This window comes from Kovacikia sp. CALU 1929, assembly GCF_056784235.1.
In genome coordinates this window covers 1-24,720 of record NZ_JBXBCF010000112.1, presented here as the reverse complement: position 1 = coordinate 24,720, position 24,720 = coordinate 1, and the positions used below count along the sequence as shown (strand labels likewise).

20 protein-coding genes are annotated in these 24,720 nt (G+C 50.4%); 8 read left to right on the top strand and 12 right to left on the bottom strand.

The window, feature by feature from the left end:
• Positions 1-556: 556 nt before the first annotated feature.
• Positions 557-1,588, bottom strand: a complete 1,032-nt coding sequence (locus AC1S52_RS31295) for an AI-2E family transporter (protein WP_482032969.1) — start codon at positions 1,586-1,588, stop codon at positions 557-559.
• Positions 1,589-1,903: 315 nt separating this feature from the next.
• Here AC1S52_RS31295 and leuC point away from each other — a divergent pair, with 315 nt between their 5' ends.
• Entirely contained in the window at positions 1,904-3,307 is a 1,404-nt protein-coding gene (gene leuC, locus AC1S52_RS31290; RefSeq protein ID WP_482032968.1) for a 3-isopropylmalate dehydratase large subunit, read from the top strand.
• 318 nt (positions 3,308-3,625) lie between these two features.
• Here the strand turns inward: leuC and AC1S52_RS31285 are convergent, their stop codons facing one another.
• The 3 genes from AC1S52_RS31285 to AC1S52_RS31275 form a co-directional block, all read right to left on the bottom strand.
• Positions 3,626-4,015, bottom strand: coding sequence for a hypothetical protein (locus AC1S52_RS31285; RefSeq protein WP_482032967.1), 390 nt, complete (start codon positions 4,013-4,015; stop codon positions 3,626-3,628).
• A gap of 141 nt (positions 4,016-4,156) precedes the next feature.
• Positions 4,157-5,755 carry an adenylate/guanylate cyclase domain-containing protein gene (locus AC1S52_RS31280; RefSeq protein WP_482032970.1) on the bottom strand — a complete coding sequence of 533 codons (1,599 nt, stop codon included), beginning with the start codon at positions 5,753-5,755 and terminating at the stop codon, positions 4,157-4,159.
• A gap of 605 nt (positions 5,756-6,360) precedes the next feature.
• On the bottom strand, positions 6,361-7,977 hold the full coding sequence (locus AC1S52_RS31275; protein WP_482032966.1) for a mechanosensitive ion channel family protein: 1,617 nt from the start codon (positions 7,975-7,977) through the stop codon (positions 6,361-6,363).
• 215 nt (positions 7,978-8,192) lie between these two features.
• Between AC1S52_RS31275 and AC1S52_RS31270 the strand changes: the two genes are divergently transcribed.
• Positions 8,193-8,360: a hypothetical protein gene (locus AC1S52_RS31270; protein WP_482032965.1), complete on the top strand. Its 168-nt coding sequence runs from the start codon at positions 8,193-8,195 to the stop codon at positions 8,358-8,360.
• Between the two features lie 7 nt (positions 8,361-8,367).
• Here the strand turns inward: AC1S52_RS31270 and hisG are convergent, their stop codons facing one another.
• A complete protein-coding gene (gene hisG / locus AC1S52_RS31265; RefSeq protein ID WP_482032964.1) occupies positions 8,368-9,012 on the bottom strand; it encodes an ATP phosphoribosyltransferase in 645 nt (214 codons plus the stop codon).
• A 231-nt stretch (positions 9,013-9,243) separates the two neighbouring features.
• Between hisG and rppA the strand changes: the two genes are divergently transcribed.
• Both rppA and AC1S52_RS31255 read left to right on the top strand, forming a co-directional pair.
• A complete protein-coding gene (gene rppA, locus AC1S52_RS31260) occupies positions 9,244-9,927 on the top strand; it encodes a two-component system response regulator RppA (protein ID WP_482032963.1) in 684 nt (227 codons plus the stop codon).
• 201 nt (positions 9,928-10,128) lie between these two features.
• The gene (locus AC1S52_RS31255; RefSeq protein WP_482032962.1) at positions 10,129-11,343 is read left to right on the top strand and encodes a septal ring lytic transglycosylase RlpA family protein; all 1,215 of its coding nucleotides are present in this window, start codon (positions 10,129-10,131) and stop codon (positions 11,341-11,343) included.
• On the opposite strand, the gene AC1S52_RS31250 is transcribed toward AC1S52_RS31255, so the two are convergent.
• The 5 genes from AC1S52_RS31250 to AC1S52_RS31230 form a co-directional block, all read right to left on the bottom strand.
• Entirely contained in the window at positions 11,338-11,970 is a 633-nt protein-coding gene (locus tag AC1S52_RS31250) for a Crp/Fnr family transcriptional regulator (protein ID WP_482032961.1), read from the bottom strand. The genes AC1S52_RS31255 and AC1S52_RS31250 overlap by 6 nt on opposite strands.
• A 218-nt stretch (positions 11,971-12,188) precedes the next feature.
• Complete coding sequence (locus tag AC1S52_RS31245) at positions 12,189-13,823, bottom strand: CocE/NonD family hydrolase (RefSeq protein WP_482032960.1); 1,635 nt, start codon at positions 13,821-13,823, stop codon at positions 12,189-12,191.
• A gap of 10 nt (positions 13,824-13,833) precedes the next feature.
• Positions 13,834-14,289 carry a cupin domain-containing protein gene (locus tag AC1S52_RS31240; protein WP_482032959.1) on the bottom strand — a complete coding sequence of 152 codons (456 nt, stop codon included), beginning with the start codon at positions 14,287-14,289 and terminating at the stop codon, positions 13,834-13,836.
• A gap of 171 nt (positions 14,290-14,460) precedes the next feature.
• Complete coding sequence (locus tag AC1S52_RS31235; RefSeq protein WP_482032958.1) at positions 14,461-15,240, bottom strand: cysteine hydrolase family protein; 780 nt, start codon at positions 15,238-15,240, stop codon at positions 14,461-14,463.
• A 477-nt stretch (positions 15,241-15,717) separates the two neighbouring features.
• Positions 15,718-16,677 (bottom strand): DUF1517 domain-containing protein, encoded by a 960-nt coding sequence (locus tag AC1S52_RS31230; protein WP_482032957.1) that lies wholly within the window; start codon positions 16,675-16,677, stop codon positions 15,718-15,720.
• 402 nt (positions 16,678-17,079) lie between these two features.
• Here AC1S52_RS31230 and AC1S52_RS31225 point away from each other — a divergent pair, with 402 nt between their 5' ends.
• Positions 17,080-17,250 (top strand): hypothetical protein, encoded by a 171-nt coding sequence (locus AC1S52_RS31225; protein WP_482032956.1) that lies wholly within the window; start codon positions 17,080-17,082, stop codon positions 17,248-17,250.
• A 230-nt stretch (positions 17,251-17,480) separates the two neighbouring features.
• Here AC1S52_RS31225 and AC1S52_RS31220 read toward each other — a convergent pair whose 3' ends face one another.
• Positions 17,481-20,048: a tetratricopeptide repeat protein gene (locus AC1S52_RS31220; protein ID WP_482032955.1), complete on the bottom strand. Its 2,568-nt coding sequence runs from the start codon at positions 20,046-20,048 to the stop codon at positions 17,481-17,483.
• A gap of 389 nt (positions 20,049-20,437) precedes the next feature.
• On the opposite strand from AC1S52_RS31220, the gene AC1S52_RS31215 reads away from it, so the two are divergent.
• Positions 20,438-22,012 carry a hypothetical protein gene (locus AC1S52_RS31215; RefSeq protein WP_482032954.1) on the top strand — a complete coding sequence of 525 codons (1,575 nt, stop codon included), beginning with the start codon at positions 20,438-20,440 and terminating at the stop codon, positions 22,010-22,012.
• Between the two features lie 252 nt (positions 22,013-22,264).
• Here AC1S52_RS31215 and AC1S52_RS31210 read toward each other — a convergent pair whose 3' ends face one another.
• Complete coding sequence (locus AC1S52_RS31210) at positions 22,265-22,705, bottom strand: pentapeptide repeat-containing protein (RefSeq protein WP_482032953.1); 441 nt, start codon at positions 22,703-22,705, stop codon at positions 22,265-22,267.
• 345 nt (positions 22,706-23,050) lie between these two features.
• On the opposite strand from AC1S52_RS31210, the gene AC1S52_RS31205 reads away from it, so the two are divergent.
• On the top strand, positions 23,051-24,256 hold the full coding sequence (locus AC1S52_RS31205; RefSeq protein WP_482032952.1) for a Coenzyme F420 hydrogenase/dehydrogenase, beta subunit C-terminal domain: 1,206 nt from the start codon (positions 23,051-23,053) through the stop codon (positions 24,254-24,256).
• 363 nt (positions 24,257-24,619) lie between these two features.
• Positions 24,620-24,720 (top strand): IS1/IS1595 family N-terminal zinc-binding domain-containing protein (locus AC1S52_RS31200; protein ID WP_482027120.1); only part of this gene is annotated, 101 nt, incomplete at its 3' end.

Below are 24,720 nucleotides of genomic sequence, written 5' to 3'. Positions count from 1 at the left end.
GGCGACAGTCGCTTGGACTACCGATTTGACAATATTGGGAAACGACGATAGCATCAGACAGAATTTTTTATTTGATAGGGGTCAGAATACTATTTTCTGACCCCTTTTTTCTTGTCTTAAGCTTTCTTTCAACACTTCTGCAAAAAACAATGTATTTTTATGAATAGGCTTGTGCTGTAAGGCTATTAGTTTAATCGTTTATGCGATCGCTTCTTAAGAGGATACTTTAAAAGCCTATCGCCCTGTCGCCTTGGCGACTATTCGCAAAGTGTTTCCGCAGGGTAGGCGCGACTATACGGACACTAGCGAAGCCATACCCTCAGGGTTATAACCTGCCGATGCAGGTTACGGAAATCCCTTATTTGCCTGAGTCCGTGTAGGCGAACTTTGCTTACGTAGTTGCGGTTTTAACCGCCGGAACCTTTTAAGCGGGTTTCAGTGCCATCACGAAAGTAAATCATGTTTCCACTCAATTAGTTTCCCTAGCGAGTGAGGTAAGGCAAATCTTGCTTAAACCTACCTCTATGAGGTTCTCTATGAGTAATTTGCTTAATACTCATAGGTCAGTTTTTAGAATGTCTTCCAGGTAGATCATCTTAACCAGAATAATGATGACGATCGCGACGGGTGTGGCAACAAAAGCTCCCAGGGTACCAAACAAAACACTCATCACCAGAATGGCAGTCAGGGTAATCGCTGGTGGAAGGGCCACCACCTTCTGCTGCACGATCGGGGTCAGCACATTCCCCTCAATTTGCTGCACCACCAGGTAAAACAGCGCCACGTAAACCGCCTGAATCGGTTCAACTGTAAAGGCAACTAAGATTCCTGGTATCGCTGACAGGATAGGACCCAGCACAGGAATAAACTCAAACAGACCTGCCAGCAGACCAAGTGCCCAGGACAGGGGAACATTCATCAAAGCCAGTCCAATGGTGACAACAGTGCCCACAATTACCATCTGGATAAACTGCCCCAGCAACCACAACCTTAACCCATGAACTAGACCATGCATCACTTCACGCGCCCGTTTCCGCCCCTGAGGTGGAATGAGGCTGATAATGCCCGTCCGATACAGATCCGGATCAATTGCAACAAAGAAGGCAATGAACAGGATAAAAAGGCTGTTTGCCAATCCCTCCAGCGTTAGGGTAAAAGTACTGGTCAGTCGATTTAAAACGGCTGTTCCGCTCAAGTTGTTCTGCTCAATCAGCCCCCGGATTAGCTGTTGCCCCCATTCGTATCGGCTCAGAAGCTGCTCAACCTGGGTCATCGCCCAACTAATTCGGTCAATGAATTGCTCTGCCTGACTCGCTACTTCAGGGATGAAAACCCAGCCCCCTACCCCAACTAAAATCAGGAACAGCAAAACCACGATAACCAGGGATCCCCTCGTATTTAAAGGAGTTCGGTGCGCCATTAGCTCTGCCAGAGTACGTAGAACAACGGCAAGGAGTAAACCGAAGAAAATCAGTATCAGCACATTGGCGATCGCCCACAGAAATAGGGCAAGCGCCACAAATAGCCCGATGGTGCCAATCGTAATCAGCAACCGCTTAAAATAATCTTGATTTTCAGATTGGGGCATGAATGTCCTGGTAACCGAACCATTGACGGAATAAAGCAGTGTCTAAAGCCGCCAGGTTCTCATCCTTGACATGGGCTTAGTTCAGTACCAATCAACGCACAGATTGCTGAGCGTCCCTGAGAAGCTTCTGCCATTGTTGAATGAGCATCCACTGAAAACATCTATCTGTGGAGGAATAAAAGCTGCCAACGTTGGGCAAGATCTGCTCACTCAACACTTAAAACGTTTCCCTCTTTTCCCTACCGCCTATTCCCCACCTTCACTTGATAGAATTAAACCCTCACCGTACATTACACTCGGAAACTGTAGAAACTTATGAGCAAGGGGACTCTGTTTGACAAAGTTTGGGATGCCCATACAGTTGGAGTTTTACCCTCTGGACAGACGCAACTGCTAATTGGGTTGCATTTGATTCACGAGGTCACCAGTCCCCAGGCATTTTCGATGCTGCGCGATCGCAAGCTTAAAGTCCTCTTCCCGGAACGGACGATCGCCACCGTCGATCATATTGTTCCAACGACAAACCAGGCGCGCCCCTTTATGGATGACCTGGCTGAGCAGATGATGCAGGCATTAGAGGAAAGTTGCCAGGAGCACGGCATCACCTTTTACAACATTGGTTCCGGGAGCCAGGGAATTGTTCATGTGATTGCGCCAGAACTGGGCTTGACTCAGCCAGGCATGACGATCGCCTGTGGAGATAGCCACACCTCTACCCATGGAGCCTTTGGGGCGATCGCCTTTGGGATTGGCACCAGTCAGGTGCGGGATGTGCTTGCCTCCCAGACCCTCGCCCTTTCTAAGTTAAAAGTCCGTCGGGTTGAGGTAAACGGAACGTTGCGTCCGGGAGTCTATGCCAAAGATGTGATTCTGCACATCATTCGCAAGCTGGGTGTAAAAGGTGGGGTTGGCTATGCCTATGAATATGCGGGGAGTGCGATCGAGCAGATGAGCATGGAAGAACGGATGACCATCTGCAATATGTCGATTGAAGGCGGTGCCCGCTGTGGCTACATCAACCCGGATCAAATTACCTTCGACTATCTCAAAGGCAGAGATTTTGCACCCCAGGGAGCCGATTGGGAGAAAGCGATCGAGTGGTGGCAAAGCATCGCCAGCGATTCAGGTGCAGAGTATGACGATGTGGTGGTATTTGATGCGGCTGAAATTGCACCTACGGTTACCTGGGGCATTACACCCGGTCAGGGAATTGGGGTGGATGAAAAAGTGCCAACCCCAGAGGAAATGCCAGAGGATGAGCGGGCGATCGCCCAAGAAGCCTACCTTTATATGGATCTGCAACCCGGAGCCTCACTCCAGGGAACCAAAGTCGATGTTTGTTTTATCGGAAGCTGCACCAATGGCAGAATGACTGATTTGCGAGAAGCCGCTAAATTTGCTAAAGGCAGGCATGTTGCTGATGGCATCAAAGCGTTTGTAGTGCCTGGTTCTGAGCGAGTTAAGAAAGAAGCCGAAGCCGAAGGATTACACAAAATCTTTGAAGCAGCCGGATTTGAATGGCGCGAACCAGGCTGCTCCATGTGCCTTGCCATGAACCCCGATAAGCTTCAGGGTCGTCAACTCAGTGCCTCTTCCTCAAACCGCAACTTCAAAGGTCGTCAAGGTTCTGCATCGGGACGCACCTTGTTGATGAGTCCGGTAATGGTCGTGGCAGCCGCCGTCACAGGTCGAGTTACCGATGTGCGGGAGTTAATCTAAAAAGATCTGCTCAAGGTTCCTATGGAACGAGGAAGATGGGTAAGGGGCTTGCAATCAAATAATGTCCCAGTTGTAGGATATGTTAGGCGATAGCCGTAACGCACCAATCCTTCGGGGCGATACGTTACGCTGCGATAGCACATCCTACCTGAGAATTCGGAGTTATTTAATCCACGATCCTAAGGAATGAGAATTAAATAAGTTCGATATCTGGTAGGGGCGGGTTTTGTCGGTAAATCCATCGCGACAGGCAAATTGGACTGCTAAACCCGCCCGTACAGTTTGCGGGGTGATTAAATCCAGAATTCTAAGGAGCTGTTAGAGCAATGGAATTTGAAGCCACTCCTTAAGATGCTCGCGCACCTGACGGGCAAAGGCTTCTCGTTGGGCAAATTTTTCAGCCCGAATGGGTTTGCGATCGCTATCCAGCATCCAGCCATAATCACTACTGAGCCGCAGATTACTCTGCCAGTCTGCGATCGAAAGAATTAACTGAGAAGCCGGACTATTGTCTACATCCTTCACTCGAAACACATAGTTGTAGGTGTTTTGGGTGGCGGCAGCGATCGTGGACGGCTGACCATACTTTTCTGCCAATCGTTTTTGTACCTGCTCCGATAATCCGGGAATTGCCAGATCCTCTAAAGTACGTACCGCTAAGGTGAGGGCAAAATAAAACTCTTCGACAGGAATAAATTCAAGCTGCATGGGAAAGGTGGTCAGGGTTTAACAGGCATCTGACCCATCAAAAAGATTACCGTAACAGGGGGATGGTAGGGAAGTTAGGTGTCAGGTGTCAGGCGTCAGGGGTTTCTCTAAACTCTAAACTCTAGTTATCCCCTCATCCTCTCACACCATCTCTTCTCTACTCAACATCAACCGATAAATACTCAAAGGCTTGGGCTGTCCTTTAACCCATTGCGGCGGCAACTGCTCGGTTGCAAAGGGATCTGAAAGAGCCTTCTGGGTGGCGGCGGTTAACAGGAGGGGTTCGCCCATGATTTTGGTCAGCGATTCCACCCGTGCAGCGACATTCACCGTGTCCCCGATCGCTGTATATTCTAATCGGCGGTTAGAGCCAATACTACCGACGACGGCGATTCCGGTATGAATCCCAATCCCCATTGCCAGGGGAGTTTGCCCCTCGCTTTCCAGGTAACGATTAATTTTTTGCAGGCTTTCGATCATATCTTGGGCGGCGGCAACCGCCTGTGTGGCATGGTGACGGGTGGGACCTGGTACGTCAGTGCTTGTGCTATCGATGACACCAAATAGCGCCATGAATCCATCTCCCAGAAATTTATTGACCATTCCAGCGTGGCGTTGTTCTACAATTTCCACCATTTCGGTCAAAAACAGATTTAGCAGGGTCACAATTTGCTGGGGATGTGCAGTGGCACAGCGGCGAGTGAAGTTGCGCAGATCGGCAAACAGGACCGTTAATTCCTGTTCAGTGCCCTTCAGGTTGGGATCTCGCCGCAGAATTTGGAGTGCTGCCTGCTCTCCCACATGCCGACCAAAGGTTTCCTGTAACCGTTGCTTCTCCCGAAGTTCTATGATCATTTGATTAAACTCATCAATCAATGGCCCAAACTCGTCAGCCCGTAATAGCTCAATCCCAACATTCAAATTGCCATCGGCAACGGCAGTCGCTACCTGTTGAAGCTCTTTGATGGGTTCAACCACCAATTGCCCATGCATCCAGGCACTACTCATGCTGAAGGCAATTCCCACCACACCTACCGCGATCGCAAAGGGGGCATTGCCTGCCTCACTGCTATGGGGAGCCAGTGCCAATAACAGCAGGGATGCGATCGGGCAAACCCCACCGCAGAATGCCAGCATCACGCCCCGCGATCGCAGGGACAGGGGCAACGCTCCTGCTATCTGTGCCGGACGAGCATCCTGAAACAAGATTGGGTAAAGCAATCGCTGGGTTAGCAGTTCGATCGCAAAAAAGCCATGCGTCACTGCAATCATGGCTGCAATCAGAAAAGAAATCGGCAGATCCGACAGAATACGGAGATTTAACTCACCGGGAGCTAACCATAGGGCAATTAGAAACACTGGAATGCAAAGCAGCCAGATGCCTCCCGCAATTGCCGCCCCCCACCAAGGTAGATTGATTACCCGTTGGCGGGCTTTCAACAATTTTTCTGGTTGAATCGCCTGCCTATTCTGAATTCGCAGACAGACAGGCTTGAGAGAGAGTACAGTCCAGACCCAGAGTGCGACTCCGGCGGGGTACCCAACCAGGTTAAACCCCTTGACAGTATTCAGAAAAACCTCTAGTTGGGCAGGGTTCAGCAATGGTTGGGTGTAAGTGAAGTTGTACCAGATATTGAAGGCACTTCCCAGCAGTTGAGCAACGATGGGAGCGCAAATGACCAACCATAAGCGCCGCCCAATGGGGCTGTACCACTGCGCCTTGTATGCTAGTTCATGCATGGATGCCACGCTATTCACCGTATGACTGCTATCGTTCTTGTGTTAAATCGCACCCTAAGTTCATGCTAGCCGCCGTGGACGTTTTAGGGGGCACTTTTTACCCCAGCAGGAAAGAGTTCTTGCTCGATTTAGCGGCGAAGGGGGCGCATAGCTGGCCGGACAGCTTAGTGCAAGTTTAAACAAGCTTTTTTGCAACCTGTATTTCGCCCACCCTACGGGAAGCAAGCTACATCCCCAGCCCTTATATCTTAAGAACTAGGGAGAAGGGAGCCTGAACTCTTGTTCCCTCGCCCCTTGGGATAGGGATAGAGTGAGGGCAGAGTGCAGAGTCAGGCAATGCACAGAAGGTTTGCCTAATCCTGCATTAGAACGTTGAGAACACAGAGAGGAGAGGGTGAGGATCTGCTGTACCCCTGCACCCCGCCCTAATCCAGAAAGCTATGGCTATATCTAGTACAGCAAAACGAAAGTTTTGTCAGGGGTGAAGGGTTTCCACCCCTTCTTGGGGGCGAAGCCCCCCAACCCCCATGTTGCAAAATTTACTGTTTGCAACACTAGGATGGATCACCTTGACAAAGCAAATGGAAATTACTTTACCCGCTTGCTCAAGAATTGGGATGGGAAGAGTAGCCATTCGGCAAGGTTTCCGACAGTCGAATTAAGGCAGATTCCACTTCTGGAGAGAGTTGCAGTGACCCTGAACGAACATGCAAATCGGTTTGGGGGAAGGGAATTTCAATTTGCTGCTGGCGCAAGGCATCAAAGATCCGAAAATAGAGGTCACTCGTGATCACAAACTGGCGGTTGGGTTCTGCAATCCATATCAACAGTTCAAAATTGAGCGCACTATCGCCAAATCCCTTAAAAAATACCTGGGGAGATGGATTTTGCAGCACACTGGGATGTCCACTCGCGGCTTCTATTAGCGTGGTCCGAACTTTCTCAGGATTGGCGTGGTAAGAAACTCCTACCGGAAGATGAAGCCGTGAGACAGGGTTACGGTGGCTCCAGTTGATTACCTCTTGCTGCAAAAAGCGAGAGTTTGGCACGATGATGGACACATGATCCAGGGTTCTAATCTCGGTACTGCGGGCACCGAGGCGCTCTACCGTACCGTTGAGGTCGCCCACCTGCACAAAGTCACCCACCTGAATTGGGCGTTCAAAAACCAGGACTAAACCACTGACAAAGTTTTTCGCAATATCCTGTAAACCAAAACCGATTCCAATCCCTAGAGCACTTGCCAGGATTGTCAGTGAACTGATGTTTAAACCCCAAATTTGCAACAGGATTAACGCGCCCAGGATCATCAGGGTATATTTGGTCAGCGTTGCGATCGCCTCCTGTGCTCCCCGGTTAATTCCGGCGGCACTGAGAACCCGTAGCTTGAGAAAATCTGTCAGGATTCTGACAAAGACAACTAACCCAAACAGCAAGGCAGCCAGAATCAACAGATCCAAAAATGAATAGCTTGCCCGATCAAGAGTCAGAATCGGTGCCGTAAAAGTTGTCAGCAGAACCGATGTAATTTTGTAGCTCCAGCGGCGGGTGAATGGAAATAGATTGGCAATATAGAGGGTAGTTACAATTCCTAAAAACACCCTGGCAACTACCAGAACTAGCTTAGAGAGTACCTCTAAACCAGTAGAGGACTCAGAAACGGACAAGCCTTCAGCCGTGGGTAACCTGCGACGAACTGCCCTAGAGAAACGCTGGGTCAGCCATCCCAACCCCCAAAAAAGGGCGATCGCCACCAACAAAGTGCCAACTGCTTGCACAACCGCACTCCGGAAATAGGCTGGACTCCTTTCAGTCTGGGCATTTTGGAGGGTTGCTTGCAGTTGTTTTGCCCATACTTCTGCCTGCTCAGTTGCTGAACTGGGTGGAACCACATCTAGTTGAGTCACCGTGAGCAAATGGCGATCGTTCAACAAAATGGTTGGCTGGTTATTGCGCTGTTCAGTCCTGATTTGAATCGGCTGGTTAGATTGAACTGCCTCTCTCAGTTGCAGATTAATCAAATCAGCCCGCTCCTGGGCTGTGAACTGTTCTGAGCGACTAATTTGAAAAACTGGTTGCCCATCTAACACCACAGCCGCCTGGGTGGGAACCTGTGCTGTCACTGGACTCAGCCAAATTTCCACCATCAGAAAGAGGCTAATTCCGAGCATCCACAAAACTTTTCGCCAAACTCGAACGTATCCGCTACGTCTCATCACCATTTTCTGACCCAATACAAATCAACGACTGCTCAACGGGATCATTAGGTAGGTGGAATCAAAACAACCAGTCACTAACCACTAACCACTAATGCCCTGTTTTTCCCTGTAAACATTTGTAATCAACAGCGCAATGTTTCCGCCTCTCTCTGAAGACTTCTTTAAGAAGGCGAATGCCCCTTCGCTAGCCCCCCTCACTCCGGCAGGAGGTTACCGTGATGAAAAGCCCCTGGAAAACCACCCTGATTAAAGCAATCATTTGGCTAACGGCTGAAATTCTATTGACTATTGTTGGGCTGGATAATTTGGCTGACTACAGTGAATTTGTGTTTGAGCCAAACGGGTTCCACGAACCTGCGGCGGTGCTACATTCATCCACCTTCTGACCACCTCCTAAACTAAAACATCGCTGGTTGCTCGAATTTTGTCGATCCACTCCTGCATCCCATCGGTGTTCAGACGATAGCTGAGGGGATGGGCAATCAGGCGGGCAGTACTTTCAAACAGCACATCGGTTTCAATCAAACCATTTTCCCTGAGCGTTGTCCCCGTTGCCACCAAATCGACGATCGCCTCCGACATACCTGTAATGGGTCCCAACTCTACCGAACCCGACAGCGGCACAATCTCGACCGGCAAATCCAGACTGTTGAAATACTCACGGGCACAGCGAACAAACTTGGATGCCACCCGCCCATACAACGGTAGCTCTAGCGCTGAACGGTATGGACTATTTTTTTTCACCGCCACCGACATCCGGCATTGACCAAACCCCAAGTCTGCCAGATGTGCCACCTGCGGCACCTTTTCTCGCAGCACATCATAGCCCACCACCCCTAATTGCGCCTGACCATACTCCACATACACGGGAACATCATGGTTTCGCACCAATAGAGCTTTTGCTGTATTCGTCGGATCATTAATCTGCAATAGGCGGTTAGAGGGTTCTAGAAAGGCACCAAAATCAAGCCCGATCGCCTTCAGCAAGCGAATGCTATCAGACAGGAGGGCACCTTTAGGAAGAGCGATGGTGAGCATGGTGAAGTTTTGAGTTTTGAGTGAAAAGTTGGGAGAGAAGAGTTTTGAGTTTTGAATAGAGGAAGATAATAAGTACGGTTGGGCTGCTTAGGCCATTTTGGCTCCACACTATGGGGCGGCTGGTTTCCAGCGTTTGCAGTCCGTTTTAACAATTCGGATGATCGTGTTTATTCATAACTCCTACTTATAACTCATAACTCCTCACTAAACTCGTTACTCATCACTTTTGCCATGCGAATTCTTCTGGTTGATGACGAAGCCGAAATGGCTAATCCTCTGAGCCATATTTTGAGCCAGCAGGGGTATGAGGTAGACGTGGCATACGATGGCGGCAGGGGAAGCCAACTGGTACAGGAAAACCATTACGACCTGCTGATTTTAGATTGGATGTTGCCTAAACCCTCAGGGTTGGAAATTTGTCAGCAGTTGCGATCTCGGGGCGACACCACCCCAGTCCTCTTCCTGACAGCAAAAGACACGATTGATGACCGCGTACAGGGACTTGATGCCGGGGCAGACGATTACCTGGTTAAACCGTTTGAGCTGCGAGAACTACTTGCCAGAGTACGAGCATTGCTCCGCCGCCCACCAACCCTGGAGTCTTCCCCCTCAACCCAGCGTCTACAGGCTGATAATCTGGAACTAGACCCAGTTAATCAATTGGCATACCGTCATGGACGAACAATTGAGCTTTCCGAAAAAGAAACTCAGTTGCTGGAATACCTGATGCGCCATCCCAACCAGGTGCTTACCCATGACCAAATTCATCAGTATCTTTGGGGTGATAGTGATGGGAAACCAACCAGTAACGTCCTGGCGGCTCAGATCCGACTATTACGCCGCAAAATCGAAGCAGAAGGTGAACCACCCTTGATTAATACTGTCTACGGCAGGGGATATCGTTTGGGTTCATAGATTAAGGAGAAATGTCAAGGAATCATGAATTTTCCTTAAAGTGGCTCAATCCTTTTACTGGCAGAGATTTCAGGCTTTTGAGTGGGAGGCGGACTCCAAAAAAAATCTATCTTGTGGTAAATTAACAAAGATTTTGAAAAATGTATTATCTAACACAGCCTTATCAATCTCTTGTGCATCTCATTGAAGTCTATATAAACCATGCCAATTTTTGGACTCGTGTGGGTTGCTTCCTGGGTGGGATGTTTCTTCTCTTCCAGTCAGGAAATGCTACAGGCACCCAGCTATCCAGCGTGTGCTCTGTCGGTTCAATCTTCGAATAACCCTGACCCTTTTCTCAATCAGCAGATCGCGCTAACCGTAAAACTTCAACCAGTCGTCAATTTCTCATCGTTACCCCAGCAGGTACGTCAGCCTCAAGTTGCAGGGGTTTCTGCCAGATACAATCGCACCAAACCTGTTCAGATTTCAACCCAGAAGGGGTTTCTGCCTACCAAATCCCTCTCCCCTGTTAAGGGTGCAGCCCAGACAACTCAGCCTTTTGAATCGGGCAAATTATTTATCACTTTAAGGAGCTTGTTGTCAGGTGTGCAAGCTTCTTTTACAACACCCCCCCGCCCTCAGGTAGAGGTGGCTCCGGTCGTTAAGCGTGCAACTCCAAGCCAGTCAAAGGATGCCAAACGGATCCGTTTGGATCGATGTTCTTTAATGCCAGATTCGGAGAAACCCTTAACTGCGGGTAATCACCAACATTTTCAAGTCAAGTTCAAAGGGCACGTCGTTGGTGAGGTGTTAGATCAGCAAGAAGCCCAGTTAATTGCTAAACAATTGGAGCAATGGTTGGCTGATTCAACCCTGAAGCAATCTCATTTACAGCCAGGGTTGGTGGAGGGCATGCCCGCAGTGAAATTGGGCGATCGCACACTCTTTAGCCTGAATCACAAGCTGGTTCAAAATGAGAACTGCAATCTTGAAATGCTGGCAATTCAGTGGACCAATAACCTGCGAACGGCTCTTGCAGAACCCCCTTTAACCTTAGTAGAGGCGCAGGAGAAAATTTACCAGCTAGAAGCGACCGAAAAAATCATTCAAGGACTTGCTTCCTGGTACGGTCCTTACTTTCATGGACGGCAAACGGCTACTGGTGAGGTGTTTGACCAAAATGGGTTCACGGCAGCTCACCCATCCCTGCCCTTTGATACCTACTTAAAAGTCACCAATCAACTTAACGACAAATCGGTGATCGTGCGTGTCAACGACCGGGGACCCTATGTTGGCGATCGCGCCCTTGACCTTTCCCGCGAAGCTGCCCGCTATCTAGACAGCGAAGTTACAGGAGTTATTCCAATTAAAGCGATTATCATGAAGCCCAGCCCCGGTCAGGCTGACCAAACGGTTGCCAATGCAAAGCTATAAGTTTGCGCCCAGAGGCAGAACAATATGCCGATTATCATCAATTATCAACCGTCCCTCTTCCCGCAGTTGACCCAAAAGACGAGTCACGGTCACACGAGTTGTCCCAATCGCACTGGCTAGATGTTGATGAGTTAATCGGACGCTAAGACGAGTGCCTTCAGCCACCGGCTGCCCTACTTCCATTTGCAGCAACAACAGCAATTGTCGCAGGCGGTCTTCTACCCTGCGACACCCAACCATTGCCAGCATTGCCTCTGTTTGCCGCAACCGGCGAGCCAGATGATGAAAAATTTCCCGCGCTAGAGTAGGAGACTGCTCAATTTCTGTCATTGAAAAGCTCATCAAATCCACATCTGACAAAGCCGTTGCCTGATAGGGGTGAATTAGGGTTAACGGCATCCCAAATGGCATTGACGGACCCGCCAGACCTAACAGCGATTCATCTCCACTGGGATAAAGAGTACTCAGTTGGACAACCCCTCGATAGACAATCCAAAGATCCTGAGTTGTCATTGGAATCGGTTGACCCGCGCGATAGCCAGACAGATTCCTTCCCTGATACAGTCCCTCCAAAAGCTGCCTTAGATTAGGCTGATGTGCCGTTCTGGAGGCGGGAGATTGAAGCATACGGATACCTTGCGATAGGAGCCATGGAGGCAGTCTAGCCCGCCAATTTGAAGAATAGTTAATTAACAGGTTGGCTCCAGGTTAAGGAAGGGGGATGGGGAAAGTAAGTCAGAAGGCAAAAGTCACATGAGGGCAGTGCAATGTTCATCAGCTTTCCAGAAAAGTTTCACATCGCATTACTAACAACCAGCAACTAACAACCAACAACTCCTCACTCCTTACCCAATCGGCAACAGCACTTGAGAAGGACGATCGCCCCCACAAAATACCGTCACAGTAATGATTTGCTGATCAGTCAAATGGGTTTCCCCGGCGGCTATCCCGGTGCCTGCATTAATGGGATAGGCAGGAAAGCAAGCGGCACTGAGGCTAAGGCGGAGGGCATTGCCCTGATTCAGGCAGATACAAGTTGGTTGCAGGGTTACCTGAACGGGGTTGGTGGATTGTCCTGGATTGATGCGGACGTACCCCTGGCTGAAGTTGTAAGCACTGCCGTTGGGATGGACTTCTGAAAGGATGACACAGAGGTCAAAGCTGGGAGTATCGGCAGTGCAGTAAATCAGAGCAATCACTTCCCCTGCAAGGGATAAATCTTCGCTCAGGGGTTCAGTGGTATAGGTCAGAATATCAGTGCGGCAGTCCAGACTGGCGCGATCGAAGGAGCCAGAGGGGATCGCCGCGTGACCTCCCAGGGCAGGCACAGGTCGCCAAGGGTCGTGAACAATAGAGTCGGGGATAGCGGATTCGGAACTGGGAATTGGAGATAGACGACCTTCGCGATCGCCCATCCCCGCCAGTCCCGTGCTTGTCAGGTAAAACGGCTTGGGGGTTTCACCGTTCCAGGTACTAAAAGAACGCCAGGAGTTACGCCCCATTTCAAACAGCAAAACAGGGGAACCTTTGGCAAAATGGGTGTCTGATCCTTTGAGGAAATGATCAAACCACTGGATTTGAAGGCGATCGCAAGGGCTTGCAGCCTCTGTCTCATAATCCATTGCGCCAACTCTGCGCCCCCAGGGAAGATGTGCCCAGGGACCCACTATCAACTCCTGTCGAAATTGACTGCGGACAGCCAATGCCTTGTACAGGTTCACCGTTCCGCGCAGGTAAGTGTCAAACCAACCGCCAATGTGCAACATGGGTAGATCGACATTGCCCAATAACGCTTTGGGCGAGAGAGCGTCCCAATACACTCCTGGTTCAGGATGGTTCAGCCACTCATGGTAGAAGGAGTCAGGGTCAAGCGCTTTCAGGATACTGGAGCGGGTTGGTACGGGGTCACAAAATCTCAAGTTCTTGGCTGCCATTGCCAGTGTGTAGTGCGCTTCCCCATCCCCCTTGAGGCGGGCAGTCTCGGCTGCTAGTTGGACTGCCCAACCCAGGTTTGCCTGCAAGCAGAATGCCCCCCCTTCGTATGCCCAGTCTGTATACAGGTCATAGCCCAACATCGCAGGGCAGAGGGTTTTCAGGGCTGGAGGCTGGTTGACTGCCGCATAAAGCTGAGTCATTCCCTGGTAGGAGAAGCCATACATCCCCACCTGCCCTGTGCTGCCCGCAAGCTCTGCTGCCCAGGTGACACTATCCTCCCCATCGGCAATTTCATGGGCAAACAGCCTGAACTCGCCTTCGGAAGTGCCGCGTCCACGCACGTCCTGAATTACTACGATGTAGCCATGCGCGGCGTACCAGGTAGGGTGAGCATAGACAACCGTGGAGGCGATCGCCCGCCCATAGGGTTGCCGCATCAACAGCACGGGAAACTGCCCCTCCGCTGTGGGACGGTAAATATCCGCATCCAACCGCACCCCATCGCGGGTCAGCATGGATGCCGTTTCTTTGGATACTTTCAGCATGAAAGGAAATCTAGCACAACACTGGTGACGGTAACCGCCGCAGCACTGCCATATCTTCTTCATCCAGATCTACGGGAGTCCCACTCCGGATGAGTTCGGCAAAATCCTCATTGGGCACCATAATGCACAAAGCGTAAAGCCGTTCGGGTCCAGTGTTGTGAATCTCATGAGTTCCCGTAGGAGGCACCAAAATGCTGTCACCTGACCGAATGACTACTGCTTTACCATCACAATGTGCCAGCCCTTCCCCCTTCAGCACAAAGAACATTTCAACGGCAAGCTGGTGACGGTTGGGGGGAGTTTTGCCACCCACATCAAAAATCTCGACACATAAGGTCAGGGACATATTGGCAGACTGAGGATCAAAGACGATCGCCAATCGGTTCGTATCCTGGGGACTGATGCGAAATGCCTGGTAGTCCATGGGGGACTTCACGACCGGAATCACACAGCTTTCAGAATCCATAGGAATGCTCCTGAGAGGGGGGATGGGGGAGAGGAGAGGGAAGAGAGGAATTGAGAGTTGAGGGTTGAGAGGTTTGAGTTGAGGGAGAGGTGAGGTAACAGGTTTTACTGTGAGCGTCAAGCAAACGGTAATCAAGAGCTTTGGTCAGGTATTAGAGGTTCAATTCGCAACTCAAGGGGTTTCGGTTTTGATGGCATCCAAAATTGAGTGGGAATCGGCTGCAAACCCAAAGCACTGGTTGACGTTGTAGAGCGTTGCCTGCCAGCAATAGTGCGGTGAAGTGGTTGCAGTGCAATCTTTGACCAGAATGCAGTCGTAGCCTAAGAAATTAGCATCTTGCAAAGTCGCCATGACGCACTGATCAGCGTTTACTCCCCCAAACAATAGCGTTGTTTTACCCAGGTTTTTGAGGATGCTATCAAGCGGGGTGTCCCAGAAGCCACTCATTCGGTATTTGTCCACACGAATGTCTTCTGGCTTCTGCTCTAGCTCGTCTACAACGGCAGCAGCCCAACTGTCTTTAATTAACACCGGAGCACCATTGGCAGGTAAGGCATCGCCTAAACCCACGCCCTCTCCACTGGCGTTATAGACATGGCGCAGTCCGGCACTGATGTTGAGCAGATCAGGACGGTTCCCCCAATTCAGCCAAATCACGGGCACCTGGGCACTCCGTAAACCTGGAAGCAAACCCTGGAGGGGCACAATGGGGGTACGGGCAGGGCTGACATCCACTCCAATGTGTGCCAGCCAGCCATTCGGGTGGCAAAAGTCATTCTGCATATCGATCACCAGCATGGCTATTTTTGCCAGATCCAGACGCAGCGTTTTGGTGTCTGCTTTAAGGGTGATGAGTTTAGGTTCAAGTGGGGGACGGGTAAGGTCTGCAAAGTCTGCATTTACGGTCCAGGCATTGGGTGGAATACCGAGAGTTTTAAGGGGTACGTTCATAAATGATTTAGTCAGAATCAGATGTCTATTCGGATAGGGCACGGAGACATTTCAAACTGCCACAAGCGCCCGTGTGGATTTAACAACTGTATTCGACTCATCTTTACTACGGATTGGTTGGCGAAAAAAGTTCAAATTGACACTAAATGGGAAGGGTGAGGGGTAAGGGGTGAGGGAAAGGAGGAAGGAGGAAGAAACATATACCTCTAACTCAAAACTCATGGCAATTTGAACTGCAACCACAACAGATCCCGGTACGGGCTTGGCACTGCCAAGCCCCTCCTGAACTTTGATGTGCCCACAAATCCGTTTAAATCGGCATCAAAATTCTCAACTCCAACCTCTGAACTCTCAACTCAAAATTCTCAACTCAAACCTCTTCCCTTAAATCATTCATAGAAAAAAGGGGACTGAATTAGCCCCCTTTTTTAAGGTCGATTGATTGTGATTGCCAGGGGCGATCGCCCCTGGCAGACTCTAAACCATCTTCAGGTTGGGGTATTGCACCAACAGGTCATCGCTGGTCAAAACATCGCCTTCCGCTTGGGGAGTCCACAGCACTTCCAGAGCCAGCAGGCGATCGCTAGGTACGCCACCTAACTGCTGCAACGCCTGACGCAGATCATTGGAGTTGTTTACCGCAGGCAGACTGAGCTTGCCCTGACTGCCTACTAAAAGGGTGACCACGATATATTCGCCGGGGTCTTGCTGCATCAGGGAACCACCACTTTCAGTGCCAGCGATCGCTTGACGCTCGGCTGCCTGACGAAGTTGGCTATTCACATTAGAAAGGGTTTCGCCGCTGAACTTGCTGCGTTCAGATAACAGCATCCGGTTGAACTCAGTCTCGGCGGACTGGAGCCGAGTTTGCTGAACTGAGGAACCCGCATATACCCAATACTCAGGGTGACGCAGCAGTGCCAGAGAAGTTTCTTGCAGAACAGCAGATAAACCGGCAGTAGAACTGGTATCCGCTTTCAATGCCAGCTTATTCAAATCAGTTTGCAGTTCCCGTGCTTCCGCCAGTAGCCCAACCTGAAGGCGAACAACGGAAACGGTGGGATCCGCAACCTCATAGCCTCCCATGCCATCGTCTCCCCTGAGTCGGCGGAAGGTGTTCACCAGAAACCCAGCGAGTGCCAGGAAAATCAGGATACTAAACAGCCCGCCCCCACCCACAAAGAAGGGAAAGGGGAAAACAAAGGGGACACCATATCCGCCGCCGTAGCCGTAGCCATAGCCACCACCAGGAGGCGCATAGGTGCGGGGAGCAGAGTAAGTCCGGCTGGGTGCTCTAAAAGAGCCACCGCCAATTCTGCCGCCACCAGGAGCTGCCAGAGCACCATCAGCATGGCTAAATGCTAAGGCTAGCACTAGACCGATAGCCAACAGCGACTTGAGCAGCGGCTTGATAAGTGAAGTGATTTTGTTTCGCATAAACGTGCCTACCCAGACGCTTCGTAAATGACAGTTAAATCTGTCGTCTTAAATTCAGATCTCGCTCTAAAGTAATAATCTACCGGGTTCAAAGAGCGCCTTGAACGAAATTCATGCCTTATTAAGAGTTGTGAATTTGCTTACTACTACTTTATCGCTTTCCATCGGCTTAGAAAATCGACCAAGAGACACTTTTGGGCTGGATTACCGTACCGCACCAGTAGGGTTAATCCTTCGCTCCCTATCCTCCTATTAATTAGCAAGAACTAGTTGAATCCAGGCTGGGGCTGTGCTAATAATGTTAAGAATTGTAAACCTGGACGATTAAACTAATTCAGTTTCCATCTGAATCCAGGCATCAATTAGCCCTATAGCCAATAAAAAGCGGAAGGTAGAACTGATATGACCCAGACTCGACCCACAGCAACCCCAAAACTAGAAGAACCCAGGTTTGGTTTCAATGAGTATGCCGAGCGCCTGAATGGACGCGCTGCAATGATTGGTTTTGCCCTGACTCTGATTATTGAATACGTTACAGGACAGGGACTTCTGGAGTGGCTTGGCTTAGGCTAATCACGGCTAGTGTTGCAAACACTAAATTTTGAAACATGGGGGTTTGGGGGCTTCGCCCCAAGAAGGGGTGGACCCCTTCACCCCTTTCAAAACTTTCGTTTTGCTGTACTAGTAAGGCTTGGCGTAAATCTGGCTACCGTTCCTAGCACCTGACACCTAATACCTACCACCCTTTGAATGGTTGCCGAACTTCCACCTTGCTGCGCTAGTGTAGCCCTTACTCCTGCTAACTAAACGCCGACATTTTGGACTTCAAGCGCCTTGACTTGTTTCTGTGCCCACTGACGTTCTTTTATTGCAGGCTGAAAGTCAGGTTTGAGTTCCACTGCCCGGTCAAAGGAAGCGATCGCTTCCGTATATTGCTTTAAATCGCATAGTAACCGTCCTCGCCAGTACCAGGGAGTGGGGATTGTTGGTTTTGACTCTGCCGCCCGATCAAAACAGATAATCGCTTCTTGTAGCCGTTTCATGCGGGCTAAGGAGCCGCCTAAACCACACCAGGCATCCGTATTCCCTGGTTCTAGCTCCAGGGCACGGTTGTAGGAAGCGATCGCCAACTTGTAGCGCCCTAAAGCGAATAGAACATTACCCCGCCACTGCCAAAGGGCGGTGTCATCCGCGTAGATATGACTTGCCTGGTTATAAGCTGCCAGGGCTTCGACAGGTCGTTGCGCTTTTTCCAGGGTCCGTCCTTTGTGCAGCCAGTTTCGGTAGTCTTCCAGATGGTTAGAGCTAGTAGCGTGGGCGGGTTCCAGCTTTCCTGGTTCAGGTAGGGGCAGGCTAACACCCGTCTCTTCCTCAGCCGATTCAGAGTCAGTTATGGCTGCTTCTACCCGGCACTGGTGGTTAACAAACGTTTCCTCCTGAACCTCGGGCAAATTCGCGCCATTAGTTACTCCCAACAACCGGCGTTTGTAATCCTGCATCATCGATTCGAGTTCCTGCCCCTCAAACTCAGAGGTCGGCTGCTCCGAAATTCCGACCGAAACAATGGTTTCATCTTCTTCCTCAACTGGGGATGGAACCACTTTGGACTGCATCTGGTTCAACATGCGTCTGCGTCCATCAATGGCTGCCTGGAAGTCCGGTTTAAGCTGCACTGCCCGGTCGTAGGAAGCGATCGCATCTTCAAAAAGTTGCAACTGCTCCAGCAGTCGTCCCCGGTCGTGCCATGCCCAGAAATTATCGGGTTGAATTTGAACAACCTTGTAGTAGGAGGTGATCGCCTCCTCATAACGATTCAGCTTCTCTAAGAGATTGCCCTGCTTGAACCAGGCAACATGGTCATCTGGCTGAATTTCAACCACCCGGTTATATGCCTCTATCGCTTGCTCATAGCAGTCGAGGTTCTCTAGTGCCATGCCGCGCATTAACCAGGGAATCGGATCGTTTGGGTTTTCCTCGATGGCGCGATCGCAGGAAACCACGGCTTCATCGTAGTGCTGCAAGTGGTACAGCGTATCCACCCGGCTCAATTGGCTCAACACCCGCTTACGACTTTCGACCGCCAGTTGAAAGTCTGGCTTTAGTTGCACTGCCCGATCATAGGAAGCGATCGCATCATCGCAGCGTTGGAGGCTCTCCAGTACTTTCCCCCGGTCGTGCCATGCCCAGTAGTTATCCGGTTGCAGTTCCACCACCTGCTCATAAGCCTGGAGTGCCTCTTGATGGCGATTCAACTTTTCCAGGACTCCGCCCCGCTTGAACCAGGCGAGATAGTCTTCTGGATGGAGTTGCACCACCCGTTGAAAGGATTCCACCGCATCCTCATAGCGTTTCAAATTCTCCAGGGCAATTCCCCGCTTAAACCACGCCAGGTAATCATCGGGCTTTGCCTGAATCACCCGGTCATAGGCAGAAATTGCCTCCTTGTAACGCTGAAGCTGGAACAAATCATCTCCCCGCTCTAGCCATGCCAGATGTCCATCAAAGCTAACCAGGGTTTGCTCGGTCAGCAGGGAAGTAATTGGTGCGGTCTGGGTCAGTGATCGCAGTGCGTCCAATGCCTCTTTAGCAGAGGAATAGCGCTGGCGGAAATCGTAGCGCACCATCGTGTCCAGGATATTGGCAAACTCTGGGCTGACCTGCACCTGGTCACGCCAAATGATTTCACTGGTCTTGGGGTCCTCCTTGAGTTTCTTGGGATAAACCCCGGTCAGACATTGAATTGCCAACATCCCAACGGCATAGACATCACTGGAAAACCGGGGTTTACCTGCAAGCTGCTCGTTCGGCATATAACCTGAGGAGCCAACGGCGATCGTCACGCTTGCCTGATCTGGAGACTCATACGCCTCAATCCCAATTTGCTTGACGGCTCCAAAATCAATCAGGATAATGCGGCGATCGCCCTTGCGCCGGATCAGGTTGGAAGGCTTGATATCCCGATGGACCACCTGCTGCTGATGAACAAACTCCAGGACGGTTAAGGTTTCCTGGAGCAGATCGATCACTTCAGCTTCCGTAAACTGCTTCCGTGCCTTAATTTCCCGACTGAAGACCTCTCCCTCAACAAACTCTTGCACCAGATAGAAGTCTGTGTGGTCTTCAAAGTGGGCAAACAACCGGGGAATCTGGTCATGGTTACCCAGGGCATAGAGAACCTGAGCTTCAGTATCAAACAACCGTCTTGCCGTTTGCAGCGCTTCCAAATTGGTCATTCTGGGCTTTAGCTGCTTAACGACGCATTGAGGTTTACCCGGTAGATGCAAGTCTTCAGCTAAATAAGTCTGCCCAAAACCACCGCCACCCAAGTGGCAGGTAATTTGGTAGCGCCCCCCAAGGATTTTACCCAGCATAGCGTGTGGAATGTGAGTGGTAGAAACTGCGTCGCCCCGATTCAAGAGAACTACTGGATCCTTGGTACCAGTTTCGGCAGGATAGAATCATCCGTAGCCATTCCAAGTTATTGACTGGATTCAAATGAATTTTCCTAATTAACTCCGAGAATCTACCTAAAGATCCAGAATGCTGGAGGTTCAGAGAAGTTCCACCGCATCCTCTACTTTATTAACGCTTCATGGTAAAAGTTGGACACTAGTATGCTTAGGGCGTAAGTTCGGCAACCATTCTAGGGGTGTCAGGTGCCAGGTGTCGGTAACTGGTCATTGGTGATTGGTAGCCAAAGAAGCCTCTCCTCTCCCCTCCCCCCGCTCTCTTCTTCCCTCTCCCCCCGCTCTCACTGGCTATGTCATCCCTAAAAAACCTTACTCCTAAACCGATCAAGCGTCGAAAAAATCTGTGGTTTGAGCGGTTTATCGCGATCGCTGCCTCCGCTAACCTGCTGTTGGTTCTGTTTGACCTGACCTATATCAACTGGCGCAACTTCTGGTTGCAGGGAAATGTGGTGATTCCTTTCACGAATCAGCAAATTCATATTCCACAACCTGTCGTTTCCTGCCCAGACCGTTCCGTAGAAAGCGGGGATCCGCCACGAATGGTGCTGCAATCAGCAATCACCTGTGCCTATGACCCAGTCAAGGGTATTCAGCCCCACCGAGATACCCAACTTTATCTGAATACTGTCGTCACTCTTCAGCAACAAGTCGAGCAGAAAGGGCTGGCAAATGGGTTGAAGTCGCCTGAAGTACAGGCAACCCTAAAAAGCCTGCGCCAGTATAGCACTGACATGATTGAAACCAATCCGTTTGAAATTGCAGACAAAAGTGGCACGCTGGAAAGGATTAAAAACCGAATGCGGCGACATTTTAGCGCCAGACACAAGAAACCCAAATTGTCGAACCGGGAAGCATTCGATTTATTCTGGAGTACCCAACATCTGACCCCTGCCAACTGGAGTCAGGAGATAGGGTGGTTCAATCAAGAAATTGCTCCCTTGATAGAAACTAATTTCTACCGCACCCTTGACGAAAATGGACTGTTTACCAACCACTTTTGGCTGCTGGATGCACCCTTCGTCCTCTTGTTTTTCCTGGAATTTTTGGCACGGACTTACTACATCAGCCGCCGCTATCCCAGCTTACGCTGGCTGGATGCCATGTTCTGGCGCTGGTACGACGTGCCCCTCTTCATCCCCTTTAGTCTGTTTATGCCGGTTCTGGCTTTGACCCGGGTCCTATCCACTGCAATCCGATTGCATCAAGCCGAACTCATCGATCTGCATGAAATTCGTGACCAGGTAAGGCGAGGAGTGGTCGCTGATATTGCCCAAGAACTGACAGAAGTGATTATCATTCAGCTATTAAATCAGATACAAAGTGCGATTCGTCGAGGTGAGCTAACAGGATTGCTAGAACGTTCAGGGCAGAGACGTTATATCGATCTCAACGATACGAATGAGGTGGAGGCGATCGCGAACCACATCATCGAACTCTCCGTCAATCAGGTGTTTCCAAAAATTCAACCCGATTTAGAGGCACTCCTGCGTCACTTGCTCGACAAGGTTCTAAACCACTTGCCCGCCTATCGAGCTTTGCACTCCCTACCGGGGATAGGGCACCTGCCGGACCAGATCACTGAACGATTAGTTTCCGATATGACCCAGCTGCTCCACAACTCTATGAAACCAGGAGTGGAAGACCCCGTCTTAACTGAACTTTCCACACGCCTGATGCAGAATATTGCCAAAACATTTGTTGCCGAAGCCAAGCAACAAAACACACTCCCCGAACTGGAACGACTGTTGAGTGACTTAATCGAAGAAATCAAAATCAACTACGTTCAACAACTTTCCGAAGAAGACATTGATGTGATTCTGGAACAAACTCGTCAACTGCACCAGCTTCCCAGGAAGGAGGGGTGAGTGGGTGTTAGGTGTTGGTGAGGAGCAGAGGTTTCCTGGCTATCCAATTAGCAACCACCTATTAATGACTACCCATTACTAAGGATTGAGAATTGAATAACTCCGTATACGGGCAGGTTTAACGGTACAACACCCACTTGGCAACAGTATGGTGGTGCCGAACTCGCCCCTACCCAATCCTCAACCTGATTGAATTTCCGTTCCTAACCGTTGACACCTGACACCTGACACCTAACATCTACTGACTCCTGCCTACTCATCAAAGCTTCCCCCAACACTGATTCCACTACCAAAGATCTCTGCTCCGGTGATGTCAATGTTGCTTAGATTGGCACCAATGGTGCTGGCGTGAAACAGTCTGGCGTTGGTCAGGTCTGCGCCTGCCAGGTTGGCTTCGTCCAGAATGGCATTGGTTGCAAAGGCTTCGGTTAGATTGGCACCGCGCAGGTTGGCACCTGTGAGGTCTGCCCCTTCCAGGTTAGTATTTTTCAAAATAGCTCCCTGCAAGTTGGCATCTCGCAGGTCAGCGCCAATCAAGTGTGCACCTGTGAGGTCTGCCCCTGCCAGGTTACAGCCAAAACAGGCTCTTGTTTCTAGCAACTGCTGAACATGGGCAGGATCGGCGGCTCTCACTGGAAGTGCCAGCGACATTGTGGTGACCAGGGCGATCGCGGAAAAAATAGCTGCCTTCATAATCCTTGCCTCCTGCGGCACAAACCTTCCAATTAGCTTCTACACCAGACCAATTGCAGAATTCGGAATCGTCAGAATGTTGACGGGGAAACGTAGGGTTAAACTGCGTCGGTCAACTGCAAAAGCTCTCTACTACCAGGTTCGCATATTTCTCTGAAGCTGCCTCATCCCATCGGATGAACCGAATGGTCAGTATTTCGAGGGTTGCGGGTAGCTTTCGGGAGGGCTGGTTAGCTACCAAAAGGCGCAGATTTCGGATGCCATCCCGATTTTCTTATCCCTCCCCATTTACGGTATTGTTGGAAGAGGAATTGCCCTTGAAGCCTGATCTAAGAGCCTCTATCAATGACTTCCGTTCTGCCAGAATCTCCCAAGCACAAGAAAGCAAAAGCTCTTAAACCTTCCAGTCGCCGCCCTGCCAAAGAACTGTGCAGCGAGTGTGGACTGTGCGACACGTACTACATTCACTACGTTAAAGAAGCCTGTGCCTTTCTGAACCAGCAAATTGCCGACCTGGAAGAACAGATTCATGGGCAGAGCCGCAATCTGGAGCAACCGGATGACTGGTACTTCGGTGTTCACCAGGACATGATGGCAGCGCGGAAGCAGGAGCCAATTCCGGGGGCACAGTGGACAGGCATTGTCAGCACGATCGCGATCGAAATGCTAACTCGCGGCATGGTGGAAGGCGTTGTATGTGTGCAAAACACCGAGGAAGACCGATTTCAACCCAAGCCAGTCATTGCCCGTACCCCAGAGGAGATTCTGGCAGCACGGGTCAACAAACCTACCCTGTCGCCCAACCTGTCTGTGCTGGAGCAGATTGAACAGTCGGGCATGAAACGGTTGCTAGTAATTGGGGTAGGCTGTCAGATCCAGGCACTCCGCGCCGTTGAGCAAGAACTGGGATTGGAAAAGCTGTATGTGTTGGGCACTCCCTGTGTGGATAACGTCACCCGTGCTGGATTGCAGAAATTTCTGGATACCACCAGCCGATCGCCCGATACGGTTGTCTACTACGAGTTCATGCAGGATTTTCGAGTTCACTTCAAGCACGAAGATGGCTCCGTCGAAACCGTTCCTTTCTTTGGGCTAAAGACCAACCAGCTAAAGGATGTGTTTGCCCCTTCCTGCATGAGCTGTTTTGACTATGTCAACTCCCTGGCAGACCTGGTCGTGGGCTACATGGGTGCCCCCTTTGGCTGGCAGTGGATTGTAGTGCGAAACGATCGCGGCAAAGAAATGCTGGATCTGGTCAAAGATCACATTGAAACCCAGCCAGTCATGTCCCAGGGCGATCGCCACAATGCCGTGCAACAGAGCATCCCCGCCTACGATAAGGGCGTAACTTTACCCATGTGGGCAGCCAAGTTAATGGGCGTGGTGATTGAAAAAATTGGTCCCAAAGGCTTGGAGTATGCCCGGTTCTCGATCGACTCCCACTTCACCCGCAACTACCTGTACGTCAAGCGCAACCATCCCGAAAAGTTAGATGCCCATGTCCCAGAGTATGCCAAACGAATTGTGGAACAGTATCGGTTGCCGGAGTAAGTGTCAGGGAGGAGTAAAGTGCGGGGTGACAGGTGTGTTGAGTCCTTTTAGCTTTTAACTATAATGACACTAAGTTAAATTAGCATACGTGTAGAAGCATGAATTCTCTAGCCTTTTTATACACCTTAATGGGTATTTGCCTCTCTAATCCTTGATGGAACCGTTGGTGATTGTAGATTGTGCTGCGGTGGGCTTGGGAAAACTGCTGTTTGAGGGCTTGAGCGATGCAAATCGACCCGTGGGTAGGATAATCTCGCCGATAAGCCAGCACCGCTTACTTATACCGGGGTCACAACTCGTTTGCGTCGCGTTGGAGGGTGGCGAGGCGTTGCATAATGGGAATATGAAATCAGGGTGAAACCGATGCAATGTCCCGAATGTGGCTCAACTGACATCAGTAAGAACGGCAAGCAAAGAGGTAAACAAAATTACCTCTGCAAAACCTGTCGGCGGCAATTTATCGA

What these genes read in the sequence shown, in the direction of transcription:
- AC1S52_RS31295 (WP_482032969.1), bottom strand. Translation starts at nt 1,588, where the DNA reads ATGCCCCAATCTGAAAATCAAGATTATTTTAAGCGGTTGCTGATTACG.
- leuC (WP_482032968.1), top strand. Translation starts at nt 1,904, where the DNA reads ATGAGCAAGGGGACTCTGTTTGACAAAGTTTGGGATGCCCATACAGTT.
- AC1S52_RS31285 (WP_482032967.1), bottom strand. Translation starts at nt 4,015, where the DNA reads ATGCAGCTTGAATTTATTCCTGTCGAAGAGTTTTATTTTGCCCTCACC.
- AC1S52_RS31280 (WP_482032970.1), bottom strand. Translation starts at nt 5,755, where the DNA reads ATGCATGAACTAGCATACAAGGCGCAGTGGTACAGCCCCATTGGGCGG.
- AC1S52_RS31275 (WP_482032966.1), bottom strand. Translation starts at nt 7,977, where the DNA reads ATGGTGATGAGACGTAGCGGATACGTTCGAGTTTGGCGAAAAGTTTTG.
- AC1S52_RS31270 (WP_482032965.1), top strand. Translation starts at nt 8,193, where the DNA reads ATGAAAAGCCCCTGGAAAACCACCCTGATTAAAGCAATCATTTGGCTA.
- hisG (WP_482032964.1), bottom strand. Translation starts at nt 9,012, where the DNA reads ATGCTCACCATCGCTCTTCCTAAAGGTGCCCTCCTGTCTGATAGCATT.
- rppA (WP_482032963.1), top strand. Translation starts at nt 9,244, where the DNA reads ATGCGAATTCTTCTGGTTGATGACGAAGCCGAAATGGCTAATCCTCTG.
- AC1S52_RS31255 (WP_482032962.1), top strand. Translation starts at nt 10,129, where the DNA reads ATGCCAATTTTTGGACTCGTGTGGGTTGCTTCCTGGGTGGGATGTTTC.
- AC1S52_RS31250 (WP_482032961.1), bottom strand. Translation starts at nt 11,970, where the DNA reads ATGCTTCAATCTCCCGCCTCCAGAACGGCACATCAGCCTAATCTAAGG.
- AC1S52_RS31245 (WP_482032960.1), bottom strand. Translation starts at nt 13,823, where the DNA reads ATGCTGAAAGTATCCAAAGAAACGGCATCCATGCTGACCCGCGATGGG.
- AC1S52_RS31240 (WP_482032959.1), bottom strand. Translation starts at nt 14,289, where the DNA reads ATGGATTCTGAAAGCTGTGTGATTCCGGTCGTGAAGTCCCCCATGGAC.
- AC1S52_RS31235 (WP_482032958.1), bottom strand. Translation starts at nt 15,240, where the DNA reads ATGAACGTACCCCTTAAAACTCTCGGTATTCCACCCAATGCCTGGACC.
- AC1S52_RS31230 (WP_482032957.1), bottom strand. Translation starts at nt 16,677, where the DNA reads ATGCGAAACAAAATCACTTCACTTATCAAGCCGCTGCTCAAGTCGCTG.
- AC1S52_RS31225 (WP_482032956.1), top strand. Translation starts at nt 17,080, where the DNA reads ATGACCCAGACTCGACCCACAGCAACCCCAAAACTAGAAGAACCCAGG.
- AC1S52_RS31220 (WP_482032955.1), bottom strand. Translation starts at nt 20,048, where the DNA reads ATGCTGGGTAAAATCCTTGGGGGGCGCTACCAAATTACCTGCCACTTG.
- AC1S52_RS31215 (WP_482032954.1), top strand. Translation starts at nt 20,438, where the DNA reads ATGTCATCCCTAAAAAACCTTACTCCTAAACCGATCAAGCGTCGAAAA.
- AC1S52_RS31210 (WP_482032953.1), bottom strand. Translation starts at nt 22,705, where the DNA reads ATGAAGGCAGCTATTTTTTCCGCGATCGCCCTGGTCACCACAATGTCG.
- AC1S52_RS31205 (WP_482032952.1), top strand. Translation starts at nt 23,051, where the DNA reads ATGACTTCCGTTCTGCCAGAATCTCCCAAGCACAAGAAAGCAAAAGCT.